This window comes from Microcoleus sp. B4-D4 (assembly GCF_036705185.1).
GTDB lineage: Bacteria > Cyanobacteriota > Cyanobacteriia > Cyanobacteriales > Microcoleaceae > Microcoleus.
Genome location: NZ_JAUBTX010000022.1, coordinates 73,454 through 91,710 on the forward strand (window position 1 = coordinate 73,454; position 18,257 = coordinate 91,710).

The window sequence follows — 18,257 nt, forward strand, 5'->3', positions numbered from 1 at the left end:
AGTGTCTTCTCAATCGAGTCCACTTTAATAGACTTGAGTTGCATAAATATTCGATCGAACTGTTAACCGCAGATTTTAAGTGGATCAACACTGATGGACGCAGATCATTCAATCATTAAAATTGAGTGCAACTCAAGTTTAATCTTTTTTGCCATGCTGCGGCAAATGGTGCAGCAGATACCACAGCACGGCTAAATTTCCGAGAAATACCGATAATTTAAGTACGGTGAAGCCCTGAGATAACTCATATATTTCTGGCGGAATACTGATTCCTACCAGCACTAATACTAAGATTGTTCCCCAATCTTTTTCGTACCACAATCCCACCACTTCAAACACCGTTAAAATTGCATAAACTCCGGCAGCCAGTCCACTAAAAAGTAAAGTTTTAGATTTGACAAGAAGAATTTTATCTAGAAAAATTTCAACTATCTTCAAATTGGTTTCTAATAAATAAGATTCCGAGAAATCCTCCAAAAATTGATGGTTTTTTAGGGCAAAAAGCAAAGCTATTGAAGTTAATATCAAGAAAGCGGCGACAAAAGTTTTGTAAACGATAATTGCCATTAAAGCAGGAGGACGCTGTTTTTTTACGTACATTTTTGAAATATCAATAATTTGTGTTCTGCTTGTGCAGGAAGAAGTTCATCCACAAACATTCTACGATATTTAACTGATTTAACCTATCAAAATTCCGCAGGGTGCGCCATAAATCAGTTAGTCAATTACACTTATAAACCCTAGCGAGGGCAAAAAATCTGCTTTTTGATCAACTATCTCTCGCAAGAGCAATAAGTTTCCCAGCAACCGTTTTTTTCGTAAGTTCTAAATTAGGCTTGAGTTGGATAAATATTTGATTGATGGGTTAGCTGCAGATTTTAAGCAGATTAACACTGACGAACGCAGATAATATCATGTCCGGTCTACGAACTCATCCAAGGGGAACGCATCTTATCGGCAATTCAAAAATTTTCTTTAACCATTCGTGTTGGGTTCGCCCGTAACTTTTGATATCTACCCATGTATCAGCACGGCAAATCACTGCACAAATTGAGTTCTTAATAATATAGCCTTTCAAGCTCTCATATGAGGTACTATCCGGGATAGGGCATAGGGGATAGGGCATACCTCACTTTTGTGAGAACCGCTATATCAATTAATTGATGATATTTCGTCCGCTAAATTCTTGGATATTATAAATCATAAAATGGTCGGCAATGGAGATTTTAGGTTTGAGTTTCATACAGGGCGAACTCTGATTAAATGTTTTGTAGGTATTCAATAATTATTCTCCAATATACCAGATTTTGTTAATATTAAATTTAGATGAGTTCGCCCTGACGTCGGGAAGGCGATCGTTAAAGGTGGGATAAAACTCGAATAGATTGTGGTGTGCGAAGATCGATCGCCCTTACCGGAAAAAAGTGCGATCGCCCGCAACTACCAAATCGTTTCATCGTTTCAACGTCAGGAATATTGTACCGCCGCGCGATCGCATTTTAGGAGCGATCGCGCGATCTTTGTGTATCTCCCCTAGAAGTTGCAATTACTACGTTGACCTGCTAGCGTTAACATAGACGCATCGTAGGAAAACAACCGATGACACTAACAGAATTACTCCCTACCATCAGACAACTGTCTGCGATCGACAAACGAGAGTTAATCCGCATTCTAATGGCGGAAGAAGATATCAGTGAGGATACTTTTCCTTTGGAACCTTACAAAATTTACTACCTGCCAACCCCATACGATAATTTTGGTGCGGGTGCAGCTTTAATGCAGGCAATGAACCGGGCTAACCACAAGGAAAACTGAGTATTATGCGATTCCAATACTCTACCAATGACCCCTCTCAAGATGAGTTTGATAGCCTACCCCGCATTCCCTTGATTCTGCACCACAATAACCAGGGAGTCGAAGTTGTTGGGTTAGTAGATAGCGGTGCAACCGTGAATGTATTGCCTTACCAAATAGGAACTCAGCTTGGCTTAGTTTGGGATGACAGTAAAGCCATTATTCGACTTGCTGGTAACATTGGTAATCAACCAGCGATGCCAGTATTTTTCATGGCTGAAATAGGGGAGTTTGCTCCGGTAAGATTAGTATTTGCTTGGGCAAAAGTGACAGCGTATCATTGATTCTGGGACAGACAAATTTTTTCTTAGAATTTGACGTTCACTTTTATCGTTCTCGGCTTGAGTTCGATATTGAGCTGAAGCGTTAATGTCCACTATAATTTATTTGCGATGTGGTGTGCAGCTACAGATCGATCGCCCTTACCGGAAAAAAGTGCGATCGCCCGCAACTACCAAATCGTTTCAACGTGAGGATAGCTCAGAATCTTCTCATCGCACGTAACCAAAGGAATATCATAGCGCCGCGCCATCGCTACCAAAATGCGATCGGCAGGATCTTTGTGAAACTCCCCTAGAAGCTGCGTACTGCCAATCGCATCCAGCGGATTCAACGGCTCAATCACTATACTCGAATGAGTTCTAGCTTGTTCGTACCACTGTGCGATCGGTAACGGCAAAGTCAGCTTCCCCAGACTCGATTTCACGGCAATTTCCCAAACTGAAATCGCAGAAACCAGTAAACCGCTTTTGATTTCCTCAGCCTCAATTGCACGCTTTGCTGCCACAGACAAATGACTGGGCTCATGCAGCAGCCAAAGCCAAATATGCGTATCAAGTAAAATCATGTACCCAGCGCATCCCATAAATCCGACATCGGCTCATCAAAATCATCAGCAATAACCAGTGGCATCCCGCGCAGAGGATAATGCTTTTGTACCGTCAATCCAGCACTCGAAATCTCAGCAGACTCGATCGGCAAAAAAACCTCCGAGTTCGACAAACGCCTCTGACGCAAAAAACTCAATAGCACCTCAAGTACATCATCTGAGGCTTGCTCAATCTCGCTAATTAGTTCTTCCCGGACAGTCATAATCTGGCATTCTCCTTGCTAGACTTCTTTACCCATTGTAATTGGAGATGCGATAGTTTTGGGCGATCGCCCTTTCCTCCAAACCCACCCCAAAAACCTACGCCAAAAACAGCTTATAAGCCGGATTCTGACTCTCATCCCCATACTGATAGCCCAGCGTATCCAAAAAAGCCTGCCATTCCTGCATCTCATCCGGTGGCACCTGTATCCCCACCACAATTCGCCCGTAATCAGCCCCATTATTCCGATAGTGAAAAACGCTGATATTCCAATTAGGACTCATCGAACCCACAAACTGCATCAACGCACCCGGACGTTCGGGAAATTCAAAGCGGTAAAACAGTTCATGTTTTGCCAGGAAAGAACGGCCGCCCACCATGTGCCGCAAGTGCAATTTTGTTAATTCATCATCAGTTAAATCCAAAGTTTTGAAACCGCAATTTTCAAAAGTTGCAGCTATTTTAATCGCATCAGCACGGTCTAGAATTTGCAACCCAATAAAAATGTGTGCTGCTTTTTCATCCGCAATTCGATAACTAAATTCAGTCAAATTGCGCTTTCCCAAACATTCGCAAAACCTGCGGAGACTTCCCGGCTGTTCGGGAATTGTTACTGCAAAAATCGCTTCCCGCTGTTCGCCAAACTCTGCCCTTTCTGCTACAAAACGCAGGCGATCGAAATTCATGTTCGCGCCGCAAGCAACAGCAATTAATGTTTCTCCTGCGACTTGTTCCCGTTCCACGTAAGCTTTCGCACCTGCGATCGCCAATGCGCCTGCAGGTTCTAAGATCGATCGCGTATCTTCAAAAACATCCTTAATCGCCGCGCAAATATCATCCGTACCCACCAAAATAATCTCATCCACATACTGCTGACAAAGCCGAAAAGTTTCCTCCCCAACTTCCCGCACAGCAACACCGTCAGCAAATAAACCCACCTGCGACAAACGCACCCGTTTACCAGCTTTTAGCGATTGATTCATCGCGTCGGAATCCACAGGTTCAACGCCAATAATCTTAATTTCCGGCCGCAACCGCTTGATATATGCCCCAATTCCCGAAATCAATCCACCGCCGCCAATGGCCACAAAAATTGCGTGAATGGGTTTTTGATGTTGCCGCAGAATTTCCATGCCGATCGTACCCTGTCCCGCAATTACGTGCGGATCGTCAAAAGGGTGAATAAAAGTTAAGTTTTTTTCCGCCTCTAATTGGCGCGCAAAAGCGTAAGCATCATCGTAGGTATCCCCCTGCAGAACCACCTCTCCACCCCGCGCTATCACCGCATTTACCTTCACCTGTGGCGTTGTTACAGGCATCACGATAATCGCGCGAGTTCCCAAGTGGCGGGCGGCGAGAGCGACTCCTTGGGCGTGGTTGCCGGCGGAAGCTGCAATGACACCTTGTGCTAGCAAATCCGGCGACAGTTGCGCCATTTTGTTGTACGCGCCCCGCAGCTTGAAGGAAAACACAGACTGCATATCCTCTCGTTTCAGCAGCAGTTTATTGTTGAGCCGCTCTGATAAATTGGGGGCTATTTCTAGGGGTGTTTCTTGAGCAACATCGTAGACGCGGGCGGTGAGGATTTGTACTAGGTAATCGCAAAGCATGGGGGTTAGCAGGTGGGTTAATGCCGGATGGTGGGATAATTGTAGGGCATTTATGTTAGCATTTTGCGGGGAATTGGCGATCCTTTTCGTTGGCGTAGCCCCCGTAGGGGCGGGCTTCGCTAACGGGCGATCGGGAGAACCGATTTACTTGACTAATAATTTGATTGCCAATTAAAAGCTTGATGTACCGGAAGTGCGATCGCCCCTAAAAGCAGAACAAAGAGAGCGATCGCGAGGCGACGATCCAGATGATACCTAGTGCTGACACTTGCCATTTGCCAAAACCTAATCAGGCCGTGCGAAACCCGTTCGAGGGTCACTAATAAACAAGCCCAAAACTAACGAATCCATCACCGTATCCCAGACAGGAGTCAAACGTTCCGCATCATCAACCCAATAATCAAAAGTAATCAAACACTGAACATTAGAACCCAATCCAATACAGATTCGCGAATAAGCTTCCCGCTGTTCGGGAGGGTCAATAAACTTAAATTCAGTCCACACAATGCGGGCAGTTTGCCGCTTCAATTGAATAATTTCCCCAAAAGCGATCGGATTTCTGGTATCATCTTCAACAATCTTCTGTAATAGCGGCACAAGAGGAAATTCTCCCCAATTGCCAGGAGGTAACAAATTAAACGAAACCTCCAAACGACAATCATCATCCGGCGGTTTCTTATCCGTAAATCGGAAGGACTTAGTATCAGGTTCAAAATGCCAATCTTCGGGGACATCAAACCGAACAGCACCTCTTCCTGCTACAAAAATGCGAGTTCCCGGCTTTGACGTCCAATTGTGGTTTTCTTTAAGCTCTAGAGTTTCCTTGAGCCATTCTTGCTTTTTGCGTTTAGACATAAACAGAACACCAAATTACTGCTAATCTGTAGTTTGAGACTTGGCAAACATATTTTAACCCTATTTTGCTCGCCCTTTGCTCAATTTTAACAATCCTTACAAAAATTATGAATTGCTCTCTTCTCTATTCCTCTGTGTTCTCTGCGCCTCTGCGGTAAAAAAAAATCCATTTCACAATTGGCTAACTTTTATTTTTCACTCTTGGGAATCACATACCTAATCCCGCCTTTCTTCCCCGCATCGCCCCTGTAGCGCGGAATCACATGAATAGCAGCGTGACTGCGACTTTGCCCCGCATCTTTATTAATATTGATACCCACATTAAAACCGTCAGGCTGAAACTCTTTTATTAACATCTCTTGCACCTTATTCGCCATAAACCAGCAAGCAGATTGTTCTCGAAAAGGCAACTCAAAATAATTAGCAATATGGCGCTTGGGGATAATTAAAACATGACCTTGGCTGGCCGGATAACCGTCAAACATTGCATAAGCTGTTGCCGATTCAGTTAGTAAAGTTAGATTTTTGTAGGGATTGCAGAATACGCAGTGATTAGTTGAATTTCTTTGATGGTTGTAATGTACGTATTCGTAAATTTCGCAAGACTCATCTAGGTGAATTGACTTAAACGGAAGTTTGACAATACACTGATAGGTAGGTTTTTTGTGCACGTAATGTTCTCGAAAGCCTTCTTTTTTGAGATCCCTTCTCACTGCAAAATAAGCTTTGCCTCCCGGTTTCAACAAATGCGACACTTCCATCAACACATTAGCTTGATCTTCGGGAAATAAAACATTCAAAACATAAAAGCAAAAGATAATATCGAATTTGTGTTTTGGAAAATCCGGGAAATAATAAGGGTCATAACCCGCAATATCAAAGCCTTTTTGCTGCAACAATTTAACATCGCTGCCGAAGCCGCACCCAAAGTCTAAGACTTTCCCTTGCAGCAAGTTTTTATCCAATAAAACTTTTGCCGGAAATGACAAGTAAATTCTTTCAATTGCCGTCAGGTGGCTGAATTTATTTTGTTGCTTTTTCATCACGAAATAAATTTGATTTAAATCGATATTATTCAGTCCGCGCCGGGGGACGAAAGTTTGACAAGAAGCGATTTGAATCGCCAAATCCTATCTAAAAATTGTATCATTATTGCAGTTTGGCGATCGCCCCTTTAGCCACCAACACCTCACCAGTCACCAAATCCCGCACCGTCGCCAACAAAACCCGCCTTTCATCCACCTCAAAACTCACCGAAACCCTATCAATTCCCAACACCCCAGGCGGATTCAAATGCGCCACACAAACCTCCTGATGGTGGCTTTCCAAAGAGCGAAAATCCGTGTGTTTGTTGAGCAAACTGCTAGTCATTTGCCCTTTTTCATTAAAAATAACCTCCGCTTGCGACACCTCCGCAACTTCCCCAATATCTAACCGAATCTCCCTTTGTCCTTCAATCGCCACTTGCAGCATCAACTCTTCAGAACTTTGACAAGGATACTTCATTTCCTTGCTAAAAATCGACCAATAACTATAAACTTTAGCATAAGGTTCCCAGAGACGAATGGCATAGCTGTGGCGCAAATAATCGTCAACACTCACTAACTGTGTCAGCGCTAAAGCACCGTGCGCCACAGCTTCAAAAGGCCGATCAATTTTAACTTTTTGTCGTCCAAAATAGGAAATGACTAAGTTAGACACAGCCGGAATTAGAGAAGTTCCTCCTACGAGCAAAACCTGTTCGATATCTGCTTTGCCGATACCTTTTCCCTGGGCAATACTCAGCACTTCATCTAAAGCTTCTCGAAACTGTTCTAACAACTGCCGAAATTCCAAAATCTCTGCAAGCTTTTCTCGGTTTAGCACCAAGTCGTAAGATATAAAATTTTCATCATCAAACCAACTTTCCTTCGCTTCATTAACTTGAGAAAGTTGAATTTTTAACTTTTCGGCTATTTCTAATAAATTTTGCCAACCAACCCCGCCAACTTCGGCCCGCGACGAACCAATTTGCTGCAAATAATCTTCGACAATCCAGATATCAATATCTTCGCCGCCAACATAAGCATATGATTTTGCTACGACTTCGGCCCGCATTAAATTTGAGCTTTGAAATTGGCTATCTTTTACTGAAAAATGAGGGGCAGTCCGAACCAAACTTAAGTCTAAAGTTCCGCCGCCAAAATCGATCACTAAAACTAGAGAACCGGGACGTTTAACTGCATATCCCAGGGCGGCTGCTGTAGATTCATCGATTAGCTGAACTTCCGCAACTCCGAGAAATTCTGCTAAGTCGCGAAACCAATCCAGATATCGCTCAAATGCTCCGACTGGGACTGTAAAAATTAATTTATCTGGATGTATATTTTGCTCAAATAACTGTTTCCAGATACTTATTATAAATTGTTTTGCCACTGATTCAGGCGTGTAGTTTTTGCCATCTATATTGCGGGATGGCGGCTGAAAATCGGCGGCCAAATCGCGTTTAAAAGCTTTGAAAAAACGCTCTGGTTGCGATTTTTCCAAACGCTGAGACCGCACTTTTTCTCCCAATACCAACTCTCCGGCATTTTTCACAAACACCAAAGTCGGGACTACAGGTATTTCTCGGATATCTCCGCTCGAATGCTTCGTTTTGAAAATGCGGGACATTTCGCCTAATCTCAAAGTTTCCGGTGTTTGGGTGTCCGGGTTGAGAATGCAAACAACCGTGTTGCTAGTCCCGAAGTCAATTGCGATTGCAACCATGTAAATTTTAGATTTTAAATTTAAGTTTGTATAGCCGCTGGCAGGGTACGGCTAACTTTAGCAGGAGTAAGAATTTGCTCTCCATTCCGATAGCCGACAAACCGAATATAAACTAATTCTCCTTCTGTTATATCTTTAACATCCGGCTGGTGCAACTGCGGATTGTAAGTCACTTGTTCCCAAGCTGAACCAATGGTTTCAAAATCCCAACTCGACAAGAGATTTTCTAAGGGCGTAAACAAAGCGGAGAGATTTTTTGCGCGCATATTCGGCTTGGCTTCTGCCATTTTGCGGGCGGCGGGATAGGTAATTAACAAAGTTTGCAACTGTTCAAAGGTGGCGCGGCGAAAATCGGCAGTTAGTTGACTTTTTTGCTGCTGCAATTCTTCTCGCAGCCGGAAACACTGCTGTCTCAATTCTTCAATTTCGTTGGGATTAGTGGTGATTGTCGCCGATACGGGCAGCGCGCTAAGAGTGCGATCGAATTCTGGGAAATTCAAATTCAGCACTGTTGCCAGCCGCCTCAGTTGGTCTAGCGTGAGTTTTCCCACGTCTCCCTGTCGCACTAAGCGCACCCCGAAGCGACTTAAGCCGGCTTTCTCGCCCAAGTCTTGCCAATCGAGAATCTCTAGCTGATTCATGCGTTCCCGCAGAATTGTATCGTACTTAAACTCGATCGCATCTCCCGCCTCCGATGCAGCATAAAGGTAAACTAAAATTAGAAAAATGCCCCCCACAGCTAGCGCCATACTAAAGGCAGGGACTGTTGTTGTCTCAATTGTTACGCCCAGGAAATAAAACATAGTTAATTTTTCTAAACTTGTTTTAACGTCTGCGTTTGTTCGGCGATCGAATTTTCTTCGCCTTGATAGTATTCTGGTAGCAACTCTTGAGATTCTACTTTTCCCAGAGCTTTTTCAATTCCGGCGGTGGTTTCAGTACAGCTTGCACCCGTGGCGTTGAGGACGGTTTCGGTAATTTTACCGTCTTTGCCGATGCGGTATTCTATTTGGCGGTACTCTGCCATAGTTCTCTTGCTTTAATACTTAAATTTTGACTGTTGAGTTATATTATAGATGCTGTTTACCAATTATTCAAATGAATTTTTGTAGCGACAATGCCACCGGGGTTTCGCAGGAAATTATGACCGCGATTGCAGCGGCGAATTGCGGTGCAGTGATGTCTTACGGAGACGATGAATATACAGAACGTTTGCAAGTTAAATTTTCCGATTTGTTCGAGACATCGGTGACAGTTTTTCCCGTAGCAACCGGTTCCGCTGCTAATGCTCTAGCCCTGGCGGTGATGACTCCGACCTACGGCGCTGTTTACTGTCACGCCCAATCTCATATTAATCTGGATGAATGCGGCGCGCCGGAGTTTTTTACGGGCGGTGCAAAGTTAGTAACACTAACAGGAAATCATGCTAAAATAGAGGCAGAGACTTTAGGTGAAATAGTCGATCGCGCTGGTGCAGGTATCGTCCACCACGTACAGCCCGCCGCCGTCAGTATCACACAAGCCACAGAAGCAGGCACTGTCTACCATCCAGCGGAAATTGCCCGCATTTCCGAGATTGTTCGCAGCCACAATTTGCACCTGCACATGGATGGTGCTCGCTTTGCTAACGCTGTTGCCAGTTTGGGTTGTTCTCCTGCAGATATTACTTGGCGCGCCGGCGTGGATATCCTATCATTTGGAGCGACCAAAAACGGAGCAATGGCTGCCGAAGCAGTAGTATTTTTCACTAAAAAATTGGCAGAAACTTTTCCTTTTTACCGCAAGCGCAGCGGGCATTTGTTTTCCAAAATGCGATTTTTGTCGGCGCAGTTAGAAGCATACATAACCGATAATCTGTGGCTAAAAAATGCGGCTCATGCTAATAAAATGGCTGCTAAATTAGCCGCAGATTTGGCGGGAGTTGAGAAAGTCAAGTTTTGCCATCCCGTGGAAGCCAACGAAATTTTTATGCAGATTCCCGAATCAGTAATTACAGCAGTTTTAGCTGAGGGTTTTCTGTTTTATCGGTGGGATAAATGTACTGTTAGACTGGTAACGGCTTTTAATACTAAAGAAGAAGATATTATTGCTTTAGTGAAAGCTATTAAACGCTATTCTGCATAAATTATAGTTTGGTAATTCAGGGTTAATTGAGGTTTTTTATAATAATAAATATTTCGGTAAATCCGATTTGACAGATTTTGACAATTCGGTAGGAGGCGGGTCAACCAATAATCTCAAAGAGTACAAACAGATTAGTAGTTATTAGGGTCTTTCAGCTAGAGTTAGTTTTTAAGAAATAATTGAGAGTTCAAGAACTGATACCAATTCCGGTTGCATTCTTTATGATGTTAACAGTGAATAGAGAGGATTTGATATAGCGGTTATCACAAAAGTGAGGATAGCCCTATGCCCTATCCCGGATAGTACCTCATATGAGAGCTTGAAAGGCTATATCATATCAATTCCGTTAGCATCGGAATTATTCATTTCTCTCTGACCTCTCTGTGTTCTCTGTGTTCTCTGTGGTTAAATCATTCCGATGCAACCGGAAACGATATCACGCATCTGAAAGCTAGGGAGTGCGTCAGTTCCTGCAATTTAAAACAAGCCTCTCGACTTCTACTGATGCACCCTACAACTAATATCTTGAACTACGGTTTGATGGGAACATTTTAGGTTTAAATTTATCGTTTGGTGGGAGGCAGATTTTTGATATTGTTGGTGAGAGTTAGAGATGATTCGTGAACTCGCCCCTACAATTTAATCGATTTAGGAAGAGGTTCTGCAACCGCAACTAATTCCGGTTCCTCTACTTCGATATGTGCTTCTAAAAGCGCCAAATTTCTCATGTTGGATTTATAAAAAGCATCGAATATATCTCCGATTAAAGGTACTGAACCCACGACGGCCTCTAAACTGATATTGTAAATCATTTTTCCGAGGGTTTTGGGCGGGATTTTGAATTGAGTGGCTAAATAAATTAGGTATGCGGAAAACGCGGTATCTACGAGATCCCCAGCACCCGGAACTAAACCGATAAGGGGGTCTAAACCAATGCGAAATTTAGTGCCGGGGATGCCAATGGCGGTATCCATCAGGCGGCTGAGTTTGCGGATGCGGTTGAGGGTAGCGAGACGCTCTATTTTGTTCATATTATTATTTTTAGGCTAACTACAAAAAGCGACATCAGTCGGAAGACGGAAAAAACCATTACCCTGACAAAACAGACTAAACCAGTCGGATTCATCCCTACATAGCCAGGAAGGACTAGAATCAAACAGGTTAGTAGTGAGGACTTTAGTTCTTTTCAAACTTAGATGACTAATTTCCTTACTACAAACTTGATAACGGTTATTTGATCGGACACGATATAATTGGGGTATGGAATTAGGAAGTAAGCAGATACGATCGCACTTAACTATAGTTAATATGCTTAATTCCCCATTCGTGCATCGTATCAATAATCGGTTTGAGGCTTGCGCCCAAAGGTGTAAGCGAATATTCAACTTTCGGCGGAACTTGCAGGTAAATTTCCCGGTGCACAATCCCGTCTGACTCCATCTCCCGCAATTGCTGCGTCAGCATTTTCTGCGTAATGCCGTTGACAGCCCGTTGCAGCTCGTTAAAACGCTTCACTCCTCCAAACAGTTCCCGCAGAATTAAGACTTTCCACCGCCCGCCAATCACCTCTAAAGTTCTTTCTACCGGGCAATTTGCTCTCTCAATACTTCCTTCTTTGACTTGCATAGTATCTTTTTGGTAAGTATCGCACTTTTAAGTGCGTACTTTCCATAATAGCTTGACTCGGTTTAAAGTAGAAATATCTCGGAAACACCCGATAAATTTCACTGATACGAGTTCCCCAAAAAAATGGAACTGTAGGCCCGTACTCCAAACCACGAGCGACCTCAGTCATTCCCAATTCTTCAATCTAAAATCTAAAATCTAAAATCGAAGGAGGATGCAGAAAATGATTACCGTTAGAAAAAGTGAAGCAAGAGGACACGCTAATCACGGTTGGCTCGACAGTTACCACACATTTTCTTTTGCCAACTATTACGATCGCAATTATATGAATTTTCGCTCGTTGCGGGTAATTAATGAGGATGTAGTTAGCCCGGGCCAAGGTTTCGGCACTCACGGGCACAGGGACATGGAAATCATTACCTATGTACTGGAAGGAGCATTAGAACACAAAGACAGTTTAGGTACCGGTGCAGCAATCAAACCCGGTGAAGTGCAGCGGATGAGTGCAGGTACGGGCATCCAGCACAGCGAGTTCAATCACTCGCAAACAGAGCCTGTTCATTTGCTACAAATTTGGCTGTTGCCAGATACCAATGACTTGCAACCGAGTTACGAACAACGGGAATTTCCCCTAGCCGAAAGGCGCGGACAACTGCGGCTTGTGGCGGCGCGCGATGCGAGAGATGGTGCGGTGAAAGTGCATCAAGATGTCGATTTGTATGCGGCAGTTTTGGATAAAAATTCGCGGGTTTCTCATACTTTGCAGCCAAATCGCCATGCTTGGCTGCAAGTTGCTCGCGGTGCTGTTTTGCTCAACGGTTTGAGTTTAGGAAAAGGTGACGGTGCGGCGGTTAGCGATGAGGCTGAGTTGGTGATTGAAGCGGCGGAAGATGCGGAATTTTTGCTCTTTGATTTGGCATGATATTTAAGGCAAAATCCCCAAAATTTTGGAGAATTCGGGGATTTTAGTCGATGACATCTGACAGCTAAAAATTGATTTCAAGAATTAACGGAAATATTCTTTTTAGGTCGCCCGCCTTTTTTGCCATTTTGCCTTGCTGCTGCTGATTTAGAGGTTGAAGTTGCCTTTCCTCCCTTCCTACCTAATTCAGCCATCCAAGATTTTGTGCCAAAAATACCTGCGATAAGTTCGGGAATTCCAAAATCAACATCTAAACTTTCCCAGTGTACGCTGCTACCAGAAGGAGGTAGCCAAACATCAGCAAGTTGTTCTGGTGAAGCATTTTCTAAGCCTTGTGCTAGTTGTGGAGGAAAAGCAAAAATAGCACCGTTTTTCAGTTTTATCGTAATTAAATCTTCAGACTGATTATAATGCACAGATTCGGCGCGAGGTTCTGTCGCCTCGGCTTGTTTCCATGCTTCTTTGGCTTTGGCTATTTGCTCTAGAAGATTTTCTTCTGTTAATTCTAGATCCCAATTTTTAAATGCCATGTATTTCTTTCCATTTGCTTAACAGCATTTCTTGATTGATCGCTATAAGTTTAAGTGCATTTACGATGTCTTTCTTCTTTATTAGCTCGTGAGCATAAACTAAAGTAGGAGGTGCTTCTTCACTGCCAATATTAATCTTGATTTCCATCTGGTTAGCATCATTTTTTCTACCTTTAAAGATGTGGACATGAGCAGGAGTGTGATCGTTAGTATAGATGTATACAAATAAATTGTTCTGAAGGTCTTCAAGAACTTTGGGCATAAATTTTTATTATTTTTTATTTTTATTTTTACTTTTTATATATGACCATAATAACCCAAGCGTTGGGTTTTGTCAAGTGACGCACCCTACAGAATTAGATCGCCCAAAACACTCTTCCATCCTCAACCGTCAACGCGCCACAAACCGGAAAAGTTATCCGTCCGTTGATAGGTGGGTATGTTAAATTGACACAATCATGAACTACAGCAGAACAATTCCGGCTATTTTGAGTGCTACGATCGCCCTAAGCTCGATCGCCCTAATTCCACTCACATCACCTCAAATCGCCCTAGCCTTAACCGCCGACGCAGTAAAAACCGTCGCCAAACAAATTACCGTCCGCATCCAAGGGCCAAAAGGCGGTTCAGGAGTAATTTTAGAGAAACAAGGTAGCACATACTATATCCTCACAAACTGGCACGTTGTCGATAAAGCAGGGGATTACGAAGTTGTAACACCCGACGGTGTAGCTCACTCTGTATACTACAGCCTCGTGCGGCGAGTGCCGGGGATGGACTTAGCCGTAGTGCCCTTCAGCAGCCCTCAAACCTACCGCCTCGCTCAATTAGCCAATTCCGCAGCAACCAAGGGAAACAAAGCCTATGTAGCCGGCTGGCCTGCATCCGGCGGTTCCCTGAGACAGCCGATTTTCATCGCCACCGAAGGTCAGCTTACCGGCCGCCAGACTCCCTGGAACGGTTATACTTTGGTATACAATAACTTAGTGAGAGCGGGGATGAGCGGCGGGCCCGTACTCGACGATGCGGGGCGAGTTGTGGCAATTAACGGCATTGTCAGGCTAGAAGAAAATTCGGATAAAATCGTGGCGGCGGGGATAGAAATCAATACTTTCATGAAATGGCGATCGGCTGTTTCGCTGCCGGTAGTTCCCCAATCTCCCACAGCCGGAAACCCGAAAACTCCTGTTAATAATGCGCCTCGGAAGCCTGGAAGCGCGATCGCCTTTGTCGCCACAAATAGCCTCAAAGGATCTTCGGAAGTTGTGAGTTCCCTTGCCCTATCTTCAGCTTATTTTACTACAGGAAATAGCAACGGCACAATCTCAGTTTGGAATTTTTCCGACGGGCAATTAAAAACTACCCTGCAAGGACACACAGAAGCCGTAAATTCACTCGCAGCTAGTGCGGACGGAAAAGTGTTAGCTAGCGGCAGCGACGACAAAACTGTAAAAATTTGGAATTTAGAAACAGGCGCGGTTGTACGCACTTTGAGCGGGCATTCCGGTGCTGTTTCCAGCGTTGCCCTCAGTCCCGACGGCTTGTTTGTCGCGAGTGGCAGTTGGGATAAAACTGTGAAGATTTGGAATGCCAAAACTGGGGAATTGCTGCGGACTTTAACCGGGCATTCTGGACTGGTGAATGCTGTAGCGATTAGCCCGGACAGCAAAATTTTAGCGAGTGGCGGTAAAGACGGTTCAATTAGGTTGTGGAATTTAGCGACAGGTCAAGCAATTCGCACGATTGCTGGCAAAAATTTATCTGTTTTGTCCCTAGCTTTTACTCCCGACGCGAAAACTTTGGCTGCGGGAAACAGTAACGGGACAATTGGGTTTTGGACTGTCGGAAACGGGCAGTTAATTCGGCGCTTAAGCGGGCATACTGATGGGGTTTGGTCGTTGGCAATCAGTCGGGATGGGAGTATACTGGTTAGTGGGAGTTGGGATAAGAGCGTGAAATTGTGGGATGTGCGATCGGGCGAATTGAAAGGTAATTTGAGCGGACATTCGGGCTATGTTACTGCTGTGGGAATTAGTGCAGATGCTAAGACGATTGTGAGTGCGGGTTGGTTGGGGGAAATTAAGATTTGGAAAAGGGGGAATTGAGCGGGCGATCGAATGTGTTAAGATAATAGTCAATAAAACTGTCTTATCAAAAGGTGAAAAATGAGTACAGTAACAACTCAATTACCTACAGATATCTGGGTAGCAGCAACATGGGAAGAATTCATCGCGATTGCAGATAACCCAGCTTACAAAAAAGCCAAATGCTACTACCGCAACGGACAAATGAGGATTGAAACTATGTCTGTAGGGCCAGATCATTCACGAGATAATGCGATCGCACTTTTCGCAATTAACCTATTTTGTACTATCAAAGGTATCTCTCTTAACGGATTGGATAACTGTAGCTACAGGAAAACAGGAGTGCGAGAGTGTCAACCGGATGTATCATACTATATCGGAGAAAGAGCGCAATTAGCACCGAGGGGAACTTCGATCGCAAGTCTTGACGTTACCCCACCGCCAGATTTAGTCATAGAAGTTGCTGACTCTACTTTGGCTGATGATATTGGTGAAAAACGGTTGCTTTACGAAGAGCTAAAAGTCGCTGAATATTGGGTACTAGACGTGCAAAAATCCGAAATTATTGCCTTTGCTATTATTGCTGATAATGGCAGTCGGCGGATTGTGCGATCGGAAGTTTTGCCGGGATTAACTATTGCTTTGTTGGAAGAGGCTTTGCGGCGGAGTCGCACTCAAGATCAAGCACAAGTAGGAAATTGGCTGTTAACTCAATTTCAGCAACCATAAATTTGCAAAAGCAATCTCAGCCTTAGCTGGACAGAGACAACGGCAGCCCTAAACTCGTCGTGCGTTTCTCTGGTACGATCGCCACTTATGATAGATTTGGTTACGGTCGGACTACACTAAAAGACAAAATCAAATTAAAATTTGCGCCATAAATTCGATCGACCCCCACTGTTCGCGTGCTAAGACGCACAGCGCACAAGCGGTTGAGTCACATCTAAAATCTAAAATCTAAAATCGACTGGCTTCGGAAAAATGATTGAAGTAGAACACTTAAGCAAGGATTACGGTTCGACCGCAGCGATCGCGGACGTGTCCTTCTCGGTCGAATCAGGAGAAATTCTCGGTTTTTTGGGGCCCAACGGCGCAGGAAAAACCACAACCATGCGGATTTTGTCGGGATATTTGCCCGCATCCAGCGGTACTGCCCGCATCGCCGGCCTCGACGTACACGAAAACTCGATGGAAGTCAGACAGCGCATCGGCTATCTGCCGGAAAACCCGCCGCTTTATCCAGAAATGACTGTGGAAGGGTTTCTGTTTTTTGTGGCGAGGATTAAGCAAGTACCGGCGGGCGATCGCGCGCAACGAGTCACATCCGCGATCGAGCGCTGCGGCCTGGTTGATAAACGCAAAGTTTTAATCCGCAAACTTTCTAAAGGATTTCGGCAACGTGTCGGTATCGCCCAGGCGATCGTCCACGACCCGCCAGTGATTATCTTAGACGAACCAACCGTCGGCCTAGACCCCCGCCAAATCATCGAAGTCCGCAATCTCATCAAAAGCCTCGGCGGCCAGCACACAATCATCCTTTCCACCCACATTCTGCCGGAAGTCAGCATGACTTGCAACCGCGTCACCATCATCAATCGCGGTAAAATCGTCGCTGCGGGTACTCCCGAAAATTTGATGGGAGAGTTGGCCACCGGAGAAGGTTACGAAGTGGAAGTTGAAGGTGAGGCGGATTTGTTGAACAGTCTGCTGTTGCCTTCTTTGGAAAATGTGCAGGGAGTTCGATCGGTCGAATTAATCCGCAAGCAGCAATTTGTAGCAGGTCGTTACCACCTGCGGGCCTTGTGCGAATCGGACATAGAACCCGGACGAGAAATTGCCACAGCTATTATCGCCTCTGGATTCGGACTCTGCGAGATGCGCCGCAATCAGGCTACTCTCGAAGATGTGTTCTTAAGGCTGACAGCAGCCCAAAATAAACCGGAAGAAACTCTTGTTCACAGCGAACCGGAGGTCGATAGAAATCTGCAAGCGACAGAAATTCAAGACTCGATCGCCGATGTTCATCAATCGGAACCGCAACCAATTGTGGAAAATCTGCCAGTTTCAGATAGGCTAGAGTCGATCTATGATTCTCATTCAGCATCCGAACCTGTAGAAACAGTAGAGTCGATCACACATCCTCAGCCTGAATCCCAGCCAGTTGTCGAAACAGTAGAGTCGATCGAGCTTTCTCAGCCTGAATCCCCGCCAGTTGTCGAAACAGTAGAGTCGATCGAGCTTTCTCCGCCTGAATCCCAGCCAGTTGTCGAAACAACAGAGTCGATCGAGCTTTCTCCGCCTGAATCCCAGCCAGTTGTCGAAACAGTAGAGTCGATCGCACATCCCGAACCAGAACCGATTCTCGAAACAACAGAGTCGATAAAAGGGAAGCATCTCAGTTTGGGTGTCACAGGAGCCCCAGCATCTGACTCGCTACAGACATCTAAACTAGCAAGCAGGATGCTCACTTTTGTGAAAAATATTTTTCACAAAAGTGAGATACTCCCGATAGAGCCTTCTGCACCAGCACCAGTTGGCGAAAATCTAGAAGTTGTAGAAACAGAAGAGTCGATCGAGCTTTCTCAACCAGAACCGATTGTCGAGTCGATCGAGCTTTCTCAACCAGAACCGATTGTCGAGTCGATCGAGCTTTCTCAACCAGAACCGACTGTCGAGTCGATCGCACATCCCGAACCAGAACCGATTGTCGAAAATCTGGCAATTGTCGAAATCGTAGAGTCGATCGCACATCCCGAACCAGAACCGATTGTCGAAAATCTGGCAATTGTCGAAATCGTAGAGTCGATCGCACA

At 44.7% G+C, this 18,257-nt stretch carries 22 protein-coding genes; 9 read left to right on the forward strand and 13 right to left on the reverse strand.

Annotation, left to right across the window (positions count from 1 at the left end; all coding sequences use genetic code 11):
• Positions 1-138: 138 nt before the first annotated feature.
• On the reverse strand, positions 139-600 hold the full coding sequence (locus QUB13_RS17315) for a DUF2127 domain-containing protein (RefSeq protein WP_333382824.1): 462 nt from the start codon (positions 598-600) through the stop codon (positions 139-141).
• 787 nt (positions 601-1,387) lie between these two features.
• On the opposite strand from QUB13_RS17315, the gene QUB13_RS17320 reads away from it, so the two are divergent.
• The 3 genes from QUB13_RS17320 (at position 1,388) to QUB13_RS17330 (ending at position 2,138) form a co-directional block, all read left to right on the forward strand.
• On the forward strand, positions 1,388-1,537 hold the full coding sequence (locus QUB13_RS17320; protein WP_333382826.1) for a hypothetical protein: 150 nt from the start codon (positions 1,388-1,390) through the stop codon (positions 1,535-1,537).
• Positions 1,538-1,599: 62 nt separating this feature from the next.
• Entirely contained in the window at positions 1,600-1,815 is a 216-nt protein-coding gene (locus QUB13_RS17325) for a hypothetical protein (RefSeq protein ID WP_333093309.1), read from the forward strand.
• Between the two features lie 5 nt (positions 1,816-1,820).
• Entirely contained in the window at positions 1,821-2,138 is a 318-nt protein-coding gene (locus QUB13_RS17330) for a hypothetical protein (protein ID WP_333117872.1), read from the forward strand.
• Between the two features lie 167 nt (positions 2,139-2,305).
• Here the strand turns inward: QUB13_RS17330 and QUB13_RS17335 are convergent, their stop codons facing one another.
• The 3 genes from QUB13_RS17335 to ilvA all read right to left on the reverse strand — a co-directional run bounded on the left by QUB13_RS17335 (position 2,306) and on the right by ilvA (position 4,555).
• On the reverse strand, positions 2,306-2,701 hold the full coding sequence (locus QUB13_RS17335) for a type II toxin-antitoxin system VapC family toxin (RefSeq protein ID WP_333382828.1): 396 nt from the start codon (positions 2,699-2,701) through the stop codon (positions 2,306-2,308).
• Positions 2,698-2,946 carry a hypothetical protein gene (locus QUB13_RS17340; RefSeq protein ID WP_228042304.1) on the reverse strand — a complete coding sequence of 83 codons (249 nt, stop codon included), beginning with the start codon at positions 2,944-2,946 and terminating at the stop codon, positions 2,698-2,700. The genes QUB13_RS17335 and QUB13_RS17340 overlap by 4 nt, the downstream gene beginning before the upstream one ends.
• 97 nt (positions 2,947-3,043) lie before the next feature.
• Complete coding sequence (ilvA, locus tag QUB13_RS17345) at positions 3,044-4,555, reverse strand: threonine ammonia-lyase, biosynthetic (protein ID WP_333382831.1); 1,512 nt, start codon at positions 4,553-4,555, stop codon at positions 3,044-3,046.
• A 52-nt stretch (positions 4,556-4,607) separates the two neighbouring features.
• Here ilvA and QUB13_RS17350 point away from each other — a divergent pair, with 52 nt between their 5' ends.
• Complete coding sequence (locus tag QUB13_RS17350) at positions 4,608-4,730, forward strand: hypothetical protein (protein WP_333382833.1); 123 nt, start codon at positions 4,608-4,610, stop codon at positions 4,728-4,730.
• A gap of 110 nt (positions 4,731-4,840) precedes the next feature.
• On the opposite strand, the gene QUB13_RS17355 is transcribed toward QUB13_RS17350, so the two are convergent.
• The 5 genes from QUB13_RS17355 to QUB13_RS17375 all read right to left on the reverse strand — a co-directional run bounded on the left by QUB13_RS17355 (position 4,841) and on the right by QUB13_RS17375 (position 9,185).
• The gene (locus QUB13_RS17355) at positions 4,841-5,410 is read right to left on the reverse strand and encodes a hypothetical protein (protein WP_194009393.1); all 570 of its coding nucleotides are present in this window, start codon (positions 5,408-5,410) and stop codon (positions 4,841-4,843) included.
• Between the two features lie 188 nt (positions 5,411-5,598).
• Complete coding sequence (locus tag QUB13_RS17360; RefSeq protein WP_333382836.1) at positions 5,599-6,453, reverse strand: HIT family protein; 855 nt, start codon at positions 6,451-6,453, stop codon at positions 5,599-5,601.
• Between the two features lie 106 nt (positions 6,454-6,559).
• Positions 6,560-8,158, reverse strand: a complete 1,599-nt coding sequence (locus QUB13_RS17365; protein ID WP_333382838.1) for an Hsp70 family protein — start codon at positions 8,156-8,158, stop codon at positions 6,560-6,562.
• A 20-nt stretch (positions 8,159-8,178) separates the two neighbouring features.
• Positions 8,179-8,961 (reverse strand): XRE family transcriptional regulator, encoded by a 783-nt coding sequence (locus QUB13_RS17370; RefSeq protein ID WP_333382840.1) that lies wholly within the window; start codon positions 8,959-8,961, stop codon positions 8,179-8,181.
• Positions 8,962-8,972: 11 nt separating this feature from the next.
• On the reverse strand, positions 8,973-9,185 hold the full coding sequence (locus QUB13_RS17375; protein ID WP_194009389.1) for a DUF2997 domain-containing protein: 213 nt from the start codon (positions 9,183-9,185) through the stop codon (positions 8,973-8,975).
• A gap of 71 nt (positions 9,186-9,256) precedes the next feature.
• On the opposite strand from QUB13_RS17375, the gene QUB13_RS17380 reads away from it, so the two are divergent.
• Positions 9,257-10,282 carry a threonine aldolase family protein gene (locus QUB13_RS17380; RefSeq protein WP_333382843.1) on the forward strand — a complete coding sequence of 342 codons (1,026 nt, stop codon included), beginning with the start codon at positions 9,257-9,259 and terminating at the stop codon, positions 10,280-10,282.
• Between the two features lie 632 nt (positions 10,283-10,914).
• Here the strand turns inward: QUB13_RS17380 and QUB13_RS17385 are convergent.
• Both QUB13_RS17385 and QUB13_RS17390 read right to left on the reverse strand, forming a co-directional pair.
• Entirely contained in the window at positions 10,915-11,313 is a 399-nt protein-coding gene (locus QUB13_RS17385) for a DUF4112 domain-containing protein (RefSeq protein WP_194009387.1), read from the reverse strand.
• 262 nt (positions 11,314-11,575) lie between these two features.
• Positions 11,576-11,908, reverse strand: a complete 333-nt coding sequence (locus tag QUB13_RS17390; protein ID WP_333382845.1) for a winged helix-turn-helix transcriptional regulator — start codon at positions 11,906-11,908, stop codon at positions 11,576-11,578.
• A 223-nt stretch (positions 11,909-12,131) separates the two neighbouring features.
• Between QUB13_RS17390 and QUB13_RS17395 the strand changes: the two genes are divergently transcribed.
• Complete coding sequence (locus QUB13_RS17395) at positions 12,132-12,830, forward strand: pirin family protein (RefSeq protein ID WP_333382847.1); 699 nt, start codon at positions 12,132-12,134, stop codon at positions 12,828-12,830.
• A 77-nt stretch (positions 12,831-12,907) separates the two neighbouring features.
• Here QUB13_RS17395 and QUB13_RS17400 read toward each other — a convergent pair whose 3' ends face one another.
• Together QUB13_RS17400 and QUB13_RS17405 are read right to left on the reverse strand one after the other, a co-directional pair.
• On the reverse strand, positions 12,908-13,360 hold the full coding sequence (locus QUB13_RS17400; protein ID WP_106334455.1) for a DUF2442 domain-containing protein: 453 nt from the start codon (positions 13,358-13,360) through the stop codon (positions 12,908-12,910).
• A complete protein-coding gene (locus tag QUB13_RS17405; RefSeq protein ID WP_333093292.1) occupies positions 13,350-13,622 on the reverse strand; it encodes a DUF4160 domain-containing protein in 273 nt (90 codons plus the stop codon). Before QUB13_RS17405 ends, QUB13_RS17400 begins: the two co-directional genes overlap by 11 nt.
• A 196-nt stretch (positions 13,623-13,818) precedes the next feature.
• Between QUB13_RS17405 and QUB13_RS17410 the strand changes: the two genes are divergently transcribed.
• The 3 genes from QUB13_RS17410 to QUB13_RS30500 all read left to right on the forward strand — a co-directional run.
• On the forward strand, positions 13,819-15,465 hold the full coding sequence (locus tag QUB13_RS17410) for a trypsin-like peptidase domain-containing protein (protein ID WP_333382849.1): 1,647 nt from the start codon (positions 13,819-13,821) through the stop codon (positions 15,463-15,465).
• 60 nt (positions 15,466-15,525) lie between these two features.
• On the forward strand, positions 15,526-16,173 hold the full coding sequence (locus tag QUB13_RS17415) for a Uma2 family endonuclease (RefSeq protein ID WP_333382852.1): 648 nt from the start codon (positions 15,526-15,528) through the stop codon (positions 16,171-16,173).
• 252 nt (positions 16,174-16,425) lie between these two features.
• Positions 16,426-18,257 (forward strand): ATP-binding cassette domain-containing protein (locus QUB13_RS30500; RefSeq protein ID WP_442922177.1); only part of this gene is annotated, 1,832 nt, incomplete at its 3' end.